The organism is Priestia sp. P5_B4 (genome assembly GCF_056400385.1).
Genome location: NZ_JBFULJ010000049.1, coordinates 1 through 16,567 on the forward strand (window position 1 = coordinate 1; position 16,567 = coordinate 16,567).

The following is a 16,567-nucleotide window of genomic DNA, read 5'->3' on the forward strand; positions in this document are numbered from 1 at the left end:
TACAGGTCTTCCAACTAAGCAAGAACAGTCTGATTTAATGGCCATGGTTTACGGTACGCACGGTGAAATTCCGAAGATCGTCATGGCGCCAAGTACGGTTGAAGAAGCATTCTACGATACGATTGAAGCGTTTAACTTAGCAGAAGAATATCAGTGCCCAGTTRTTATGCTAACGGATTTACAGCTTTCACTTGGGAAGCAATCAGTAGAACCGCTTGACTATAATCGCGTTGAAATCCGCCGCGGTAAGCTTCAGCAAGGAGAGCTAGAAGAGCTGGAAGAAAAACAATACTACAAGCGCTACCGCGTAACAGAAGACGGCGTATCACCACGCGTCATTCCAGGAATGAAGCATGGCATTCATCACGTGACGGGAGTAGAACATGATGAGACAGGAAAGCCATCTGAATCTCCCGTGAACCGCGATGATCAAATGAATAAGCGTCTTCGTAAAACAAAAGGAATTCGTTTTAATACGCCAATTCATGTTCACTCTCATGAAAAAGAGTCTGATATTTTATTTGTTGGATTTAATTCGACGCGTGGAGTCATTGAAGAGGCAATGGGACGTTTGGAACAGGACGGTATAAAAGTAAATCACGCTCACATTCGTTTGATTCATCCGTTCCCAGCTGACGAACTGCTTCCTTACGTGCAAGGAGCTAAAAAAGTAGTCGTCGTTGAAAACAATGCTACTGGACAGCTTGCTAATATTTTAAAAATGAATATTGCAAGTCATGATAAAATTCAAAGCGTATTGAAGTATGATGGAAATCCATTTCTTCCGCAAGAAGTATACGCAAAAAGTAAGGAGATGTTTGTGTTAAATGGCAACGTTTAAAGATTTTCGTAACAGTGTAAAACCTAACTGGTGTCCGGGGTGTGGAGATTTCTCCGTACAGGCAGCCATTCAACGCGCATCTGCTAACGTAGGTTTAGAACCTCATGAGCTTGCTGTTATTTCAGGTATTGGATGTTCTGGACGTATCTCTGGTTATATTAATTCATATGGTTTTCATGGTATTCACGGACGTGCGCTTCCAATCGCTCAAGGTGTAAAAATGGCTAATCGTGACTTAACCGTTATCGCATCTGGCGGTGATGGAGATGGGTTTGCTATAGGTATGGGACACACGGTACATGCGATTCGCCGAAACATCGATGTAACGTATATCGTAATGGATAACCAAATCTATGGTTTAACAAAAGGACAAACATCTCCTCGCAGTGAAGTAGGATTCAAGACAAAAAGTACGCCTGAAGGATCAATCGAGTCGTCTTTATCTGTCATGGAGCTTGCGTTAACTTCTGGAGCAACGTTTGTGGCGCAAAGCTTTTCAACGAATTTAAAAGAGTTAACAAGCTTAATTGAACAAGGCATCCAGCATAAAGGTTTTTCCTTAATTAACGTATTTAGCCCGTGCGTAACGTATAACAAAGTGAACACGTATGATTGGTTTAAAGAAAACCTAACTAGTCTTAGCACAATTGAAGGTTATGATGCAAACAATCGTATGCAAGCTATGCAGACGTTAATGGAGCATAACGGCTTAGTAACAGGGCTTATTTATCAAAATGCGCATCAGCCGTCGTATCAGCAGCTTGTTCATGGTTATAGTGAAGAGCCGCTGTCAAAAGCAGACTTAGGTATGACTGAGGAAAAATTTGATGAGCTAGTAGCTGAATTTATGTAAAAGAGGCTGCAATAAAAGCAGTTTAGTAGAGGGAAAATCCGAACGGTGAACTGAGATTCTTGATGGAGAATCCAACTCGTTCGGATTTTTTCATAGTGATAGCGAACGTAGGTTTCATGTAGGGAGTGGCTTCTAGCTGTTAATTGGAGAGCTAGGAGAAGGCTCATCGGTCGCTCGCCGAAAGCGAAGTTTTGCACAGAAATCAACAGCGGTGTAATAAGCGAGTTTCTATGAGCTCTTTTATCCCATTTGTTCGTCTCTAAAATAGATTAATTTAGTTATGTATCAATCTCTTTTTGTTATTTAATAAATGTTTCGAAAGCCGAAAGAAATTTTAACGAAACAGGTATAGAAAATAGGTATATGATTGTGTTCGCTACTTGAAAGTTATATACTATGTTAATGTGATGAGTTTTATGCATAAGCATAAGGCTGTCACATTTTTTTGCGATTTACAGGTGCAACGTGACAATTGTCATGGCGAAAGGAGATTTTTTTATGAACGAAAAACAACGTTTAGAAAGCAACCAAGTTAATCCAGCGGACAAAAAATCCGAAAAGGATTACAGTAAATATTTTCAAACAGTATACATGCCACCTTCTTTAAAAGATGCGAAAAAACGAGGAAAAGAAGAAGTTTCCTATCACAATGATTTTGCAATCGATGAACAGTTTCATGGAATGGGACAGGGACGTAAATTTTATATCCGTACGTACGGCTGTCAAATGAATGAGCACGATACAGAAGTAATGGCTGGTATTTTTCTAGGCCTTGGCTACGAGCCAACTGACTCTGTTGAAGATGCTCATGTTATTTTATTGAATACGTGTGCGATCCGTGAAAATGCGGAAAATAAAGTGTTTGGTGAATTAGGACACTTGAAGGCCTTAAAGCGCGAGCGCCCTGAGCTATTAATCGGCGTCTGCGGATGTATGTCTCAAGAAGAGTCAGTTGTAAATAAAATTTTACAAAAACATCAGCACGTGGATATGATTTTTGGTACACACAACATTCACCGTTTGCCTCACATTTTAAACGAAGCATACTTAGCAAAAGAAATGGTGATTGAAGTATGGTCTAAAGAAGGGGACGTTATTGAAAACCTTCCAAGAGCACGTAAAGGCAGCGTCAAAGCATGGGTTAACATCATGTACGGCTGTGACAAATTCTGTACGTACTGTATCGTTCCGTATACGCGAGGAAAAGAACGAAGCCGCCGTCCAGAAGACATTATCCAAGAAGTACGTCACTTAGCTGCTCAAGGCTACAAAGAAATTACGCTTTTAGGTCAAAATGTTAATGCATATGGAAAAGATTTTGAAGACATAACGTACGGCCTAGGCGACTTAATGGACGAAATCCGTAAAATTGACGTTGCTCGTATCCGTTTTACAACAAGTCATCCTCGCGACTTTGATGACCGTTTAATTGAAGTTCTTGCTAAAGGCGGAAATCTTGTCGACCACATTCATTTGCCTGTTCAATCAGGAAGCAGTGATATCTTAAAAATTATGGCACGAAAATATTCTCGTGAACATTATTTAGAGCTTGTTCGTAAAATTAAAGAAGCCATTCCAACAGCATCATTAACAACTGATATTATTGTTGGTTTCCCAAATGAAACGGATGAGCAGTTTGAAGAAACAATGTCGCTATACCGTGAGGTTGAATTCGATAGTGCTTATACATTTATTTATTCACCTCGTGAAGGTACGCCAGCTGCTAAGATGCAAGACAACGTACCAATGGAAGTGAAAAAAGAGCGTCTTCAACGCTTAAATGCTCTTGTAAATGAAATTTCTGCAAAGAAATTGAAGGAATATGAAGGTAAAGTTGTCGAAGTATTAGTAGAAGGTGAAAGTAAAAATAATCCGGAAGTATTAGCAGGCTACACAGAAAAAAGTAAGCTTGTAAACTTCAAAGCACCTAAGTCAGTAATTGGGCAACTTGTAAAAGTAAAAGTTACAAAAGCCAAAACATGGACATTAAACGGGGAAATGGTAGAAGAAACAGCAGAGGTGAAGTAATATGGCGCAGTATAACAAGAGTGACGTAATTGAACGTGCTCAAGAGCTGGCAAAAATGATTGCTGAAACAGAAGAAGTAGATTTCTTCAAGCGTGCCGAAGCTCAGCTTAACGAAAATCAAAAAGTGCGTGAAACCATTGCAAGTATTAAAAGTTTGCAAAAACAAGCTGTTAATTTCCAACATTATGGTAAAACAGAAGCGTTAAAACAAGTGGAGGCAAAAATCGATCGTTTACAGGAAGAGCTGGATGAACTGCCGATTATTCAGCAGTTTCAAGAGTCTCAAATAAACGTGAATGATTTGCTTCAACTTGTTGCTAACACTATTTCAAACACAGTAACGGATGAAATTATTGTGTCAACAGATGGTGATTTACTGCGCGGTGAAACAGGTTCACAGGTGCGAAACAGCCCTGGATCTAGCTGCTCATAAAAAAAATGCCTCAGCAATTTGCTGAGGCATTTTTTTGTGCATCCCGTGGCATGAAAATTGGGCAGATTTTCTCTCTAATAATTGTCACGTTTTTCTATATCCTTGCATACAATGGAACATAGGTTTTTTATGCCTTAAACCTAGTTTCTTAAAAATAATGTGCAAACAAGTGAATGAGCCTGCATAGGATGAAATGAAGATAGTTTGAGGAGGGTATGCTCACATGTCACAACACTATAGAGAAATTATTACAAAAGCAGTCGTAGGTAAAGGTCGCAAGTTTACACAATCGTCTCATACGCTTGCACCGAAAAATCGACCAACAAGCATCTTAGGGTGCTGGGTGATTAACCATGAGTACAAAGCAAAGAAAAGCGGCAGCAATGTAGAAGTTGACGGCAGATATGATATTAACATCTGGTATTCGTACAATAATAATACAAAAACCGAAGTTTGGACGGAAACCGTATCATACAAAGATAATATTAAGCTGCGCTATAAAGACGAAGATTCGATTGGAGACGATTACGAAGTAATTGTTCGCGTGCTGCAGCAGCCAAATTGCCTAGAGTGCACAATTTCACCAAATGGCAATAAAACGATTGTTCAAGTAGAGAGAGAATTGTTGGCGGAAGTGATTGGCGAAACCAAGGTTTGTGTAGCAGTAAATCCGAAAGGCTGCGATGATGAAGACGAATTTGATTTAGACGTAGATGACGATGAATTTGAAGATTTGGATCCTGATTTTATATTAGGGGACGATGAGTAACTAGGAAGAAGTTCTTCCTAGTTTTTTTATTTTTACTATTTTAAGAAAATTCTTATAAAAATAAAAAAATATATTGCTTTTTGTCGAATCCGCAGTGTATAGTAAATCTAAAGAAAATAATGCATTAATTTTCAGAAAATTTAGTTATATCAGATAAGTATTTCTTGGGGGTTTACTATGAGCTTATTTCGTAAAAAATCAATTCAAACGTTAATTAGTGAAACCAACTCTAAAGGTGTTAAATTAAAAAAGGATTTAGGCGCTTTCGATTTAACAATGTTAGGAATTGGAGCTATTATCGGAACCGGAATTTTTGTATTAACGGGCGTAGCCGCCGCTGAACATGCCGGTCCAGCTTTAGTTATATCTTTCATTATGTCAGGACTTGCGTGTGTGTTTGCAGCTCTTTGTTATGCAGAGTTTGCCTCAACAGTTCCCGTTTCAGGAAGTGCATACACTTACAGTTATGCAACATTTGGTGAATTAATCGCTTGGATTTTAGGGTGGGATCTTATCTTGGAATACGGTCTTGCTTCTTCTGCTGTAGCCAGCGGATGGTCCGGGTATTTCCAAGGATTATTAGCAGGGTTTGGCATACATTTTCCAAAAGCTTTAACGAGTGCATATAATCCTGCAAACGGCACGTATATTGATATTCCAGCAATTATGATTGTATTTTTAATCACATTACTTTTAACGCAAGGAGTAAAAAAATCTTCACGTTTTAATGCTATCATGGTTATTATTAAACTGGCTGTTGTACTTCTGTTTATCGGGGTAGGAGTTAGCTATGTTAAACCAGAAAACTGGACGCCGTTTATGCCGTTTGGTTTCTCGGGAGTAGCGACAGGAGCAGCAACTGTATTCTTCGCCTACATTGGGTTTGATGCTGTAGCAACAGCGGCCGAGGAAGTACGCAAGCCTCAGCGGGATATGCCAATTGGAATTATCGCATCTCTTGCGATTTGTACAGTCCTTTATATCGTCGTATCGCTTATCTTAACAGGAATCGTACCTTATACAGAATTAAATGTTAAAAACCCTGTAGCATTTGCTTTAAGCTACATTAACCAAGACTGGGTAGCAGGATTTATTTCATTAGGCGCAATTGTTGGTATTACAACAGTACTACTCGTTATGATGTATGGACAAACTCGTTTATTTTATGCGATCAGTCGAGATGGTCTATTGCCAAAGCCTTTTTCAAAAATCAGTGAGAAAAAACAAACGCCAGTAGTAAATACGTGGATTACATGTTTACTAGTATCCATCTTCTCTGGTTTAGTACCATTAGGAAGATTAGCAGAATTAACAAACATCGGTACTCTTTTTGCTTTCATGACCGTATCAATTGGAATTTTATATTTGCGTAAATCAAAACAAACTTCAGAATCGACTGGTTTCCGCGTACCGTTCGTGCCGGTGATTCCAATTTTAGCTTTTGTGTTCTGTTTATACTTAGCACTTCAGCTTCCGAAGTTAACATGGATTAGTTTCGTAATTTGGCTTGTACTAGGGCTAGTGGTTTACTTCTTATACGGACGTAAGCATAGTCATTTGAACAGCAGTAAATAATGAAAAGCTTCGGACAAGCTTCTTCCTTCGTCCGAAGCTTTTTTATTTGTTTTATAAAAAGAAATTGAAGATTGTTCTATTTGAATAAATTAAGTTTAAGAAAGACTTATGTTATAATACGTGTAGCAAAAACGCACAACTAGATGTGGTATGGAGGAATAGTATGGCAGCGTATACGCCAATGATACAGCAATATTTGAGAATTAAGGCAGAGTATCAAGATGCCTTTTTATTTTTTAGATTAGGTGATTTTTATGAAATGTTCTTTGAAGATGCTACGACAGCTTCTCAAGAACTTGAAATAACATTAACAAGCCGAGACGGAGGAGGACAAGAGAGAATTCCGATGTGCGGGGTTCCGTATCACTCTGCTCCTACGTATATCGAGCGTTTAATTGAAAAGGGATTTAAAGTAGCTATTTGTGAGCAAGTAGAAGACCCTAAGCATGCAAAAGGTGTTGTAAAGCGGGAAGTGGTGCAGGTGATTTCACCCGGAACACTGATGAACGAACGCGGACTGCATGAAAAGGAAAATAACTATATTTGTTCTGTTACTGCGTTCGAGGATCAAACGTTTGGTCTTGCTCTTTCTGATTTGTCTACAGGAGAAAACAGCGTAACGCTTGTTAGTTCGTTTCACGATATAGTCTCAGAGATTTATGCAAAAGAAGCAAAAGAAGTCGTTGTAAGCTCTGAGTTTCCTGCTGACTTATTACAAACACTAAAAGAGCGCATGACGATTACCATTTCTTATGAGAATAGTACAGAGCAAGTAGAAGGACTAGATTATTTAGTCGAGTCGCTTCAGCAGCAAAAGCTTATTGCAACATTTGCGCGTATTCTTCAGTATTTAACTCGCACGCAGAAGCGTTCGCTTGAACACTTACAGCCCGTGCAGTTTTATCAAATCAATGAATATATGAAAATTGATTTGTTCTCTAAGCGAAACTTAGAGTTAACCGAAACGATTCGTTCAAAAGGAAAGAAAGGCTCGCTTCTATGGTTATTAGACCAGACCGTTACGGCAATGGGCGGCCGTTTATTAAAAAATTGGATTGATCGTCCGCTTTTAAAACAAGCGGATATTGATAATCGTTTGAATATGGTAGATGTCTTAATGAAACAGTTTTTTGAACGAGAAGAACTGCGTGAGTTGCTAAAAGACGTATATGATTTAGAACGCTTAGCTGGTCGAGTCGCTTTTGGTAATGTAAATGCTCGTGATTTAATTCAATTAAAAAAATCATTGCAAAATGTGCCTCATATCCAAGAGGTTGTGAATCGTTTGAATCATCCTTATGCGACAAAGCTTGTTGAAGACATTGATCCTTGTGAGCGATTAGCTAATCTTCTTGAAAGAGGATTAAAAGAGCACCCTCCTTTGTCAATTAAAGAAGGAGACATTATTAATGACGGCTATCATGCACAGCTTGATCAATACCGAGATGCAAGCCGAAACGGAAAAACGTGGATTGCGTCACTTGAACAGCAAGAGCGTGAGAAAACAGGGATTCGCTCACTGAAAATTGGTTATAATCGCGTGTTCGGCTATTATATAGAAGTAACTCGGGCAAATTTGCATCTTTTGCCTGAAGGAATGTATGAACGAAAACAGACGTTAACCAATGCAGAACGTTTTATTACGCCTGAGCTGAAAGAAAAAGAAGCGCTGATCTTAGAAGCGGAAGAGAAAATTGTAGAGCTGGAATATGAATTGTTTTTACAAATCCGTGAAGAAGTAAAAGCATATATTCCAAGGCTGCAAGAACTCGCTAAAAAAGTAAGTGAGCTTGACGTACTGCAGTGCTTTGCAAAAATCAGTGAAGAACGCCATTACACGAAGCCTATTTTTTCAAGTGAAGATATTTCGATTCAAAATGGACGCCATCCAGTGGTAGAAAAAGTAATGAATTCGCAGGAATATGTGCCAAACGACTGTCAAATGACGGATGATAGTTCAATTTTACTGATTACAGGACCCAATATGTCTGGTAAAAGTACGTACATGCGCCAGGTCGCTTTAACGGCGATACTAGCTCAAATTGGCTGTTTTGTGCCAGCAGACGAAGCGGTTCTGCCGATTTTTGATCAAGTATTTACACGTATCGGAGCAGCCGATGACTTAATTTCAGGTCAAAGTACGTTTATGGTCGAGATGCTAGAAACGAAAAATGCAGTGACAAATGCCACTCAGTCGAGTCTAATTCTATTAGATGAAATTGGACGCGGCACGTCTACGTATGACGGAATGGCTCTTGCTCAAGCAATTATTGAATACGTTCATGAACATATTGGCTGTAAGACCCTATTTTCTACTCATTATCATGAATTAACCGTACTCGATGAGTCGCTTCCTGCGCTTAAAAATGTTCATGTAAGCGCGGTTGAAAAAAATGGGAAAGTCGTCTTTTTACACAAAATCAAAGATGGTGCTGCAGACAAAAGTTATGGTATTCACGTAGCGGAACTAGCAGAACTTCCAGATCCGCTTCTAGAGCGAGCTCGCGTCATCTTACAAGATTTAGAACAATCTTCTGAGCGTGAGCCTGTACGTCAGGCTCTAAAAAGAGAAGAGATGACACAACAAGTTTCACAAGAAGGTGCTTCTTTGGTTCAAGAAGAACGTGCAGATAGTAAAAAAGCAGATGAAGCCAATCAGCTTTCGTTCTTTGAAATAGAAGAAAAAAAAGAAAAGCCTGCGCTTTCGAAACGGGAAAAAGCAATTATAGATCGTTTAAAAGAGCTGGATATTTTAGAAATGACGCCTTTAGACGCAATGAATGCGATGTATGAACTGCAAAAATCATTAAAGAAGAAATAGAGTGAGAGGAGTGAGTCTGTGGGTAAAATTGTGCAGCTTTCAGACGAACTTTCAAATAAAATTGCTGCCGGAGAGGTTGTTGAACGACCTGCTTCGGTGGTGAAAGAACTAGTCGAAAATGCTATTGATGCAAACAGTACAGTTATTGAAATAGAGCTAGAAGAAGCTGGGCTTTCAAAAATTCGTATATTGGATAATGGAGACGGCATTGCTTCTGAAGACTGCTTGACCGCTTTTAAAAGACATGCGACAAGTAAAATCAAAACAGAACAAGATTTATTTCGAATTCGAACGTTAGGATTTCGCGGTGAAGCTTTGCCAAGTATTGCTTCAGTTTCAATGCTTGAACTCAAAACGAGTACGGGAGAAGAAGCCGGCACTCATCTTAAACTTAGAGGCGGGGAAATCGTTCATCACGAATTAACGTCAAGCCGAAAAGGTACCGAACTTGTTATTGAAAACTTATTTTTCAACACACCTGCACGTTTGAAATATATGAAGACGGTAAACACGGAGCTTGGTAACGTAACGGATGTCGTCAATCGCCTTGCGATGTCTCATCCTGAAGTTTCAATTCGGCTGATGCATCAAGGAAGACAGCTTCTGTATACGAACGGAAGCGGAGATGTGCGCCAAGTGCTTGCCGCTATTTATGGAATGGCAGTAGCCAAAAAGATGATTCCGATTAACGTTCAGTCACTTGATTATGAAGTGAATGGTTACGTCGCTCTTCCTGAAATTACAAGAGCTTCTCGCAACTATATGTCCACCATTATTAACGGTCGGTTTGTTAAAAACTACGGGCTGTTAAAAGCGGTACAGCAGGGCTATCATACCCTTTTACCTATCGGCCGTTTTCCAATCGTGTTTTTAACTATTACAATGGACCCTTTGTTAGTGGACGTGAATGTTCATCCAGCGAAACTAGAAGTGCGCTTAAGTAAAGAAGCGGAGCTGTTTGAGCTTATTGAACAAGGAGTGAAAGCTGCTTTTAAAAAGCAGCAGTTAATTCCGGATGCTGTAGTACCAACTAAGTCAAAATCTGCTGTTCAGCCAACTGAGCAGCAGACCTTTACATTTGATCATCAGTCTAAAACGTCTGGCTATCAGCCCTCTAATACGGTTCGCGAGCCTAGTTTTAAGGAGGCTCCTGCTCGTGTAGACGAGATTATGCCGCCTGTTAAAACAGAGGTCATACGTCAAGATGAAGAACTTGAACCAACGTTTCGAGAAATAGAACACTATGAAGAATCGGTGGAAGAAAACGCTCCTATTCCAGAACCGAACCATTCAGCCAAAGAGCAGCCAGAACCGCGTGTTCCTGCGATGTACCCAATTGGTCAAATGCACGGAACGTATATTTTGGCACAAAATGAAAAAGGATTATTTATTATTGATCAGCACGCGGCGCAGGAGAGAATTAAGTACGAATATTTTAAGCGAAAGCTTGGAGAAGTAGATTCAGAAGTTCAAGAACTGCTTATGCCGCTTACGCTAGAGTTCTCGGGAAATGAAGCCTTGATTTTAGAAGAATACAAAGACATGCTTGCTGAAGTAGGAGTCTTCTTAGAACCGTTTGGACAAAACTCCTATATAGTTCGTTCGCATCCGCAGTGGTTTCCAAAAGGAGAGGAACAGGAAACCATTGAAGAAATGATTCAGCAAATCTTTACGATGAAACGAGTCAATATCGAAAAGTTACGAGAAGAAGCGGCTATTATGATGAGCTGCAAAGGATCGATTAAAGCGAATCATCATTTGCGAAACGATGAGATTTTTGCTTTACTTGAAACATTGAGAAAAACTACGGATCCATTTACGTGTCCACACGGACGACCAATTATTATTCATCATTCGACGTATGAAATGGAAAAAATGTTTAAGCGAGTGATGTAGGCAATGCGGCTAGCTGCAGCTAGCCGTTTTGTTGAATAAATCATGGCCATTTGGATAAAATGGAATGATGTGAATGCCTATAGATGAAAGTAGTGTTGTTATGACGGGAGAGAAACCAAAACTTATTGTCATTATTGGACCAACTGCGGTTGGTAAAACAAAATTGAGCCTTGAACTTGCCAAACAGTTAGACGGAGAGATTATTTCAGGTGATTCCATGCAAATTTATAAAGGGATGGATATCGGAACTGCCAAAGTGTCAGAAGAAGAGATGCAGGGTATTCCCCATTACCTGATCGATATTAAGGAGCCAGATGAATCGTTTTCTGTGGCAGAATTTCAAGAGATTGTAAGAAAACAAATCGATGATATTCACGCTAGAGGAAAAATGCCGATGATTGTTGGAGGGACGGGTCTTTATATTCAATCCGTTATTTATGATTATCAGTTCACAGAAACTCCTAGTGATGAAAGAGTTCGTGAACGAATGGAAGTATTTATTAAAGCTCATGGCATTGATCCCCTGTATGAAAAGCTAAAAGAGATTGATCCAGACAGTGCAGCTGCTATCCATAAAAACAACCATCGCCGTGTAATCAGAGCGCTTGAAGTTTATGAAGTAACCGGCAAAAAATTCAATGACTATACAAAAGAACAGTCGCAAGAGTTATTATATGACGTAAGCATTATTGGACTTACAATGGATAGAGACGTATTATATGAGAGAATTAATCAACGAGTCGATATGATGATGCAGGCTGGACTGCTTGATGAAGTCAAATCATTGTACGAAAGTGGTCTGCATGATGTACAATCAATTCAAGCTATCGGCTACAAAGAGCTGTATGCTTATTTTGAAGGACGCTGCACGCTCGAAGAAGCCGTTGAACAGTTGAAACAAAATTCACGCAGATATGCAAAGCGTCAGTTAACGTGGTTTCGGAATAAAATGCCTGTAAAATGGATAGAGATGGAAGTTGACAAATTTCCCGAAAAGTTTGCTGAAATTTTTACATATATTGCAGGAAAGCTGAAGAAAGAAGCGAATTAAGTAAACAGATAGAGAAACGAGGAGGCCGAATAATGAAACAATCAGTTAATATTCAAGACCAATTTTTAAATCAATTACGTAAAGAAAATATCTATGTGACGGTATTTCTTTTAAATGGTTTTCAATTAAGAGGACTAATTAAAGGATTTGATAACTTTACTGTGTTAATTGAATCTGAAGGAAAACAGCAGCTGATTTATAAACATGCGATTTCGACATTTGTACCAAATAAAAATATTACAGTAGAACTTGAATAGAGACTAAAGAGAAGCATCCGCATATTCGGATGCTTTTTTTATGCAAATGAAGGCTTAAAAAAGTTTCTTAACATTGTTTTTACTCATCGAACATAAACCTTATAATAGACGATTATTTCTTCGGTAATAAGAGATCATTGTCTTCGCGTTCATCGCATGCAGCTATGCGATACAGAGAAGTGGGATGAAACGAGAGGTGAACATGGTGGAGCAGCCGATAACTCTTAAAAATAATGGGCAAATTAATATCATTTTAAATAATGAAACAAAAAAGGAAAAATCGTATACGACATCAATTCCGCGTCCTGCCAAAAAAGCTGTCATAAATCATGAGCCGCTTCGGGAAATTGAACGAGAAATGAGCGGACTGGTTGGAATGGAAGAATTGAAAAAAATGATAAAAGAAATATATGCGTGGTTATATATTAACAAAAAAAGAGAGGAACAGGGCTTAAAAGCGGGAAAGCAGGCGCTGCATATGATGTTTAAAGGAAATCCAGGAACAGGGAAAACGACGGTAGCCCGCCTGCTAGGTAAATTATTTTTGAATATGAACATCTTGTCTAAAGGACATTTAATTGAAGCAGAGCGGGCAGATTTAGTTGGAGAATACATTGGTCATACCGCTCAGAAAACGAGAGATCTTGTAAAAAAAGCGCTTGGAGGTATTTTATTTATTGATGAGGCTTATTCTCTTGCAAGAGGGGGAGAAAAAGATTTTGGAAAAGAAGCAATTGATACATTGGTCAAACATATGGAAGATTCAAATGATAAGTTTGTATTGATTTTAGCTGGTTATCCAAGAGAAATGGAAAATTTCTTAAGTCTTAATCCAGGGCTACGCTCTAGGTTTCCGTTTATTTTTGATTTTCCAGATTATGATGTAAATGAACTGATGGACATTGCCGGTCACATGATGAATGACAGGCAGTATCAGTTTAGTACAGAGGCCTATAAAAAGCTAAAAGATCATTTTATGGACGTGAAGTACAATCAGACGCCTAGGGATTTTAGTAACGGTCGATATGTGCGAAACATTATCGAACGTTCCATACGTACTCAATCCATGAGGCTTTTAGAAGAAGAAAGCTTTGAGCGCAACGAGCTTCTAACTTTAACGTCAAGCGATATTCAGCTCTGAAAAAAAGCCTTTCGTTACGAAAGGCTTTTTTTCTACATGTTTGGTTGTCGAATCGTTTTGATCGGCAGGCGCCATTTGTAAATATATGAACACATCCGAAGACCTACAAGTAAGATAAATAACGTATAAAGTTCTATAGGCGTATTTGTAATATGCAGCCCTACGCTAAATCCTGCGATAATCGCCCATACCGCATAAATTTCATCTTTAAGCACAGTAGGCTTTCGGCGTGCTAATAAATCTCGGATAATTCCCCCGCCGCTTCCTGTTAAGACCGCAGCTACAATAACCGCGCTAAGCGGATGGTTCATATGAGTGGCATAAAGCGCTCCTTGAATCGCGAATGCTGCAAGGCCAATGGCGTCCGAAAAGTTTCCCCATCGCTTCCAATGTTTTAAGATATTGTTTGGAAATAAAAAAGTGGCCGTGATAGATAATAAAGCAATCTGAAAAAAGAGTCCTTGTTCCCAAAGGGCAGACACCGGTATACCGATAAGCAGGTTTCGAATGGCTCCTCCGCCAAAAGCCGTTACGATTCCCAGTATGTAAACGCCTAAAATATCATACTCCTCTTCCATGGCAATGAAAGCCCCGCTGATTGCAAAGGCAATCGTTCCAATAATGCTAAGTACGTCCCAAGTCATGATGCTATCCCCTTTATTCTGTTTTCACCAAGTAGCGACTATTATTTTAAAATCAGGCAGCCTGATTCAAATTTCGATAAGTAAACCAACTCAAATTGTATACAGAATTTCGTGATATTTCAATGTTTTTTTAATCATCGTTTTATAGATTTTAAAAAGGGTGTTAAACTAGTAAAAGACAATGTATTCTGTCTCTTTTGCAAAGATGGAGAAATGGACATTTTTTTGATATGATATGAATGATTTGTCAATTTAATAGTAAGGGAAGGAAAAATCTTTGACAGCAGAAATGAATACTGAACTTGAACGCGTAATTTTAGTCGGATGTCAGCTTCATGACGATGACGAACGTTTTGAATATTCAATGGATGAGCTAGCATCTTTAACTGAGACTGCAAAAGGCGAAGTGCTGGTAAGGTTAACGCAAAAGCGCGATCGCATTCATCCAGCTACTTATATTGGAAAAGGGAAAGTAGAAGAACTTGTGGCTCTTGAAGAAGAGTTAGAGCCTGATTTAATTGTATTTAATGATGAATTGTCACCGAGTCAAATCCGCAATTTGTCAGCAGGGTTATCTGCGCGTGTTATTGACCGTACGCAGCTGATTTTGGATATCTTCGCACAGCGTGCTCAAACGCGAGAAGGAAAAATGCAGGTGGAACTTGCTCAATTAAATTATCTGCTACCTAGGTTAGTAGGACAAGGTACCGCTTTGTCGCGTCTTGGAGGCGGAATTGGAACAAGAGGTCCTGGTGAAACGAAACTTGAAAGTGACCGCAGACATATTCGCCGTAAAATTGATGAAATTAAGCGTCAGCTAAAGACAGTGGTAAGTCACCGCGAACGTTATCGAGAAAGACGTAAGCGTAATCATGTCTATCAAATTGCAATTGTGGGCTATACGAACGCTGGTAAATCGACGATCTTTAACCGTTTAACAGAGGCGGGTATTTTTGAAGAAAATCAGCTGTTTGCAACTCTTGATCCAACGACAAGACAGTATACACTTCCGTCAGGACTAACGGCTCTGTTAACGGATACGGTTGGATTTATTCAAGATCTTCCAACAACGTTAGTAGCCGCGTTCCGTTCAACACTTGAAGAAGTAACCGAAGCTGACCTTGTTCTGCACGTGGTAGATTCATCTAATCCAGATTACAACAACCACGAAAAAACAGTGCATCGCTTACTAGAAGAGCTGAACGTAACGGACATTCCGATGCTGACAGTTTACAATAAAGAAGATATGCAGCATGAACTATTTGTCCCATCCGCTTCGACATCTTTATCAATGAGCGCTTTTAAAGCTACTGATTTAGTGAAGCTTGGAGAAAGAATTCAAGAAGAAATGAAAAAAGAAATGGCGTTTTTTCATGTGCTGCTGCCGGCTTATGAAGGAAAAATGCTCGCTGAACTCAAAACGGTCTCTATTCTTGAGTCGTTAAAATTCAATGAAGAAACTGAGAAGTATCAGTGCAAAGGGTATATTGCAAAAGAGCATCCCTTGTACAAAAAGCTACAAACGCTTGAAGAAAGTTGAGGAACAAAGAAATGATGTTTGATCAGTTAAAAAACGGGGCACGCATTCGGGAACTTGCTGCAAAAGTAGAAAAACAAATTAAGCCTGTACATGAGAAAATTGACGAGCGTATTGAAGCAAATCAATTTCGGGTGCTGCAAAGCTTTCAGCAAAATCGAGTGAGTGATTCACATTTTAATCCGACAACGGGGTATGGATATGACGATCTAGGCCGCGATACGTTGGAGAAAGTATACGCGGACGTTTTTGGAACAGAAGCTTGTCTGGTGCGTCCGCAAATTATTTCAGGTACGCACGCAATTGGCATATCGCTGTTTGGTGTACTGCGTCCTGGAGATGAACTATTATATATAACTGGAAAGCCTTATGACACCCTTGAAGAAATTGTTGGTATACGAGGAAGCGGCGTAGGCTCTTTAAAAGAATATAATATTAGCTATAAATCAGTAGATTTAACAGTGCAAGGTCAAGTGGATTTTGAAGAAGTGAAAGCGTCTATTCATGAGCACACAAAGATGATAGGCATTCAGCGCTCAAAAGGTTACGGCATTCGCCCTYCTTTTACAGTCGCGCAAATAAAAGAAATGATTTCTTTTGTAAAGAGTATTAAGCCTGATGTTATAGTATTTGTCGATAACTGCTACGGTGAATTTGTAGAAACAATCGAGCCAACGCATGTAGGAGCAGATTTGATGGCGGGGTCGCTCATTAAGAATCC

At 39.3% G+C, this 16,567-nt stretch carries 13 protein-coding genes and 1 pseudogene; 13 read left to right on the forward strand and 1 reads right to left on the reverse strand.

The features are described 5' to 3' along the window. From AC1DRF_RS07890 to spoVK, 11 genes and pseudogenes are all read left to right on the forward strand, one after another. Nucleotides 1-841: pseudogene (locus AC1DRF_RS07890) on the forward strand (2-oxoacid:acceptor oxidoreductase subunit alpha); the annotation flags it as partial. Continuing rightward, nucleotides 828-1,694 (forward strand): 2-oxoacid:ferredoxin oxidoreductase subunit beta, encoded by an 867-nt coding sequence (locus AC1DRF_RS07895; protein WP_013058799.1) that lies wholly within the window; start codon nucleotides 828-830, stop codon nucleotides 1,692-1,694. The pseudogene AC1DRF_RS07890 and the gene AC1DRF_RS07895, both read left to right, overlap by 14 nt. A gap of 498 nt (nucleotides 1,695-2,192) precedes the next feature. Then, the gene (gene miaB, locus AC1DRF_RS07900) at nucleotides 2,193-3,722 is read left to right on the forward strand and encodes a tRNA (N6-isopentenyl adenosine(37)-C2)-methylthiotransferase MiaB (RefSeq protein ID WP_013084741.1); all 1,530 of its coding nucleotides are present in this window, start codon (nucleotides 2,193-2,195) and stop codon (nucleotides 3,720-3,722) included. 1 nt (nucleotide 3,723) lies between these two features. Next, nucleotides 3,724-4,155, forward strand: coding sequence for a YlbF/YmcA family competence regulator (locus tag AC1DRF_RS07905; protein WP_098433290.1), 432 nt, complete (start codon nucleotides 3,724-3,726; stop codon nucleotides 4,153-4,155). 223 nt (nucleotides 4,156-4,378) lie between these two features. Continuing rightward, entirely contained in the window at nucleotides 4,379-4,924 is a 546-nt protein-coding gene (locus AC1DRF_RS07910; protein ID WP_013058796.1) for an outer spore coat protein CotE, read from the forward strand. A gap of 177 nt (nucleotides 4,925-5,101) precedes the next feature. Continuing rightward, on the forward strand, nucleotides 5,102-6,499 hold the full coding sequence (locus tag AC1DRF_RS07915; protein WP_013084740.1) for an amino acid permease: 1,398 nt from the start codon (nucleotides 5,102-5,104) through the stop codon (nucleotides 6,497-6,499). Nucleotides 6,500-6,662: 163 nt separating this feature from the next. Then, the gene (gene mutS / locus AC1DRF_RS07920) at nucleotides 6,663-9,320 is read left to right on the forward strand and encodes a DNA mismatch repair protein MutS (RefSeq protein ID WP_477740552.1); all 2,658 of its coding nucleotides are present in this window, start codon (nucleotides 6,663-6,665) and stop codon (nucleotides 9,318-9,320) included. A gap of 18 nt (nucleotides 9,321-9,338) precedes the next feature. Then, a complete protein-coding gene (gene mutL / locus AC1DRF_RS07925) occupies nucleotides 9,339-11,216 on the forward strand; it encodes a DNA mismatch repair endonuclease MutL (RefSeq protein WP_097824483.1) in 1,878 nt (625 codons plus the stop codon). A 100-nt stretch (nucleotides 11,217-11,316) separates the two neighbouring features. After that, nucleotides 11,317-12,267 (forward strand): tRNA (adenosine(37)-N6)-dimethylallyltransferase MiaA, encoded by a 951-nt coding sequence (gene miaA, locus AC1DRF_RS07930; protein WP_477740553.1) that lies wholly within the window; start codon nucleotides 11,317-11,319, stop codon nucleotides 12,265-12,267. 32 nt (nucleotides 12,268-12,299) lie between these two features. Further along, on the forward strand, nucleotides 12,300-12,524 hold the full coding sequence (hfq, locus tag AC1DRF_RS07935) for an RNA chaperone Hfq (RefSeq protein WP_013058791.1): 225 nt from the start codon (nucleotides 12,300-12,302) through the stop codon (nucleotides 12,522-12,524). 184 nt (nucleotides 12,525-12,708) lie between these two features. Further along, a complete protein-coding gene (spoVK, locus tag AC1DRF_RS07940; protein ID WP_016765353.1) occupies nucleotides 12,709-13,665 on the forward strand; it encodes a stage V sporulation protein K in 957 nt (318 codons plus the stop codon). 32 nt (nucleotides 13,666-13,697) lie between these two features. Here the strand turns inward: spoVK and AC1DRF_RS07945 are convergent, their stop codons facing one another. Then, complete coding sequence (locus AC1DRF_RS07945; protein ID WP_097824482.1) at nucleotides 13,698-14,309, reverse strand: trimeric intracellular cation channel family protein; 612 nt, start codon at nucleotides 14,307-14,309, stop codon at nucleotides 13,698-13,700. A 289-nt stretch (nucleotides 14,310-14,598) separates the two neighbouring features. Here AC1DRF_RS07945 and hflX point away from each other — a divergent pair, with 289 nt between their 5' ends. Both hflX and AC1DRF_RS07955 read left to right on the forward strand, forming a co-directional pair. Next, a complete protein-coding gene (hflX, locus tag AC1DRF_RS07950; RefSeq protein ID WP_026106680.1) occupies nucleotides 14,599-15,849 on the forward strand; it encodes a GTPase HflX in 1,251 nt (416 codons plus the stop codon). A 14-nt stretch (nucleotides 15,850-15,863) separates the two neighbouring features. Beyond that, nucleotides 15,864-16,567 (forward strand): methionine gamma-lyase family protein (locus tag AC1DRF_RS07955; RefSeq protein WP_477740554.1); only part of this gene is annotated, 704 nt, incomplete at its 3' end.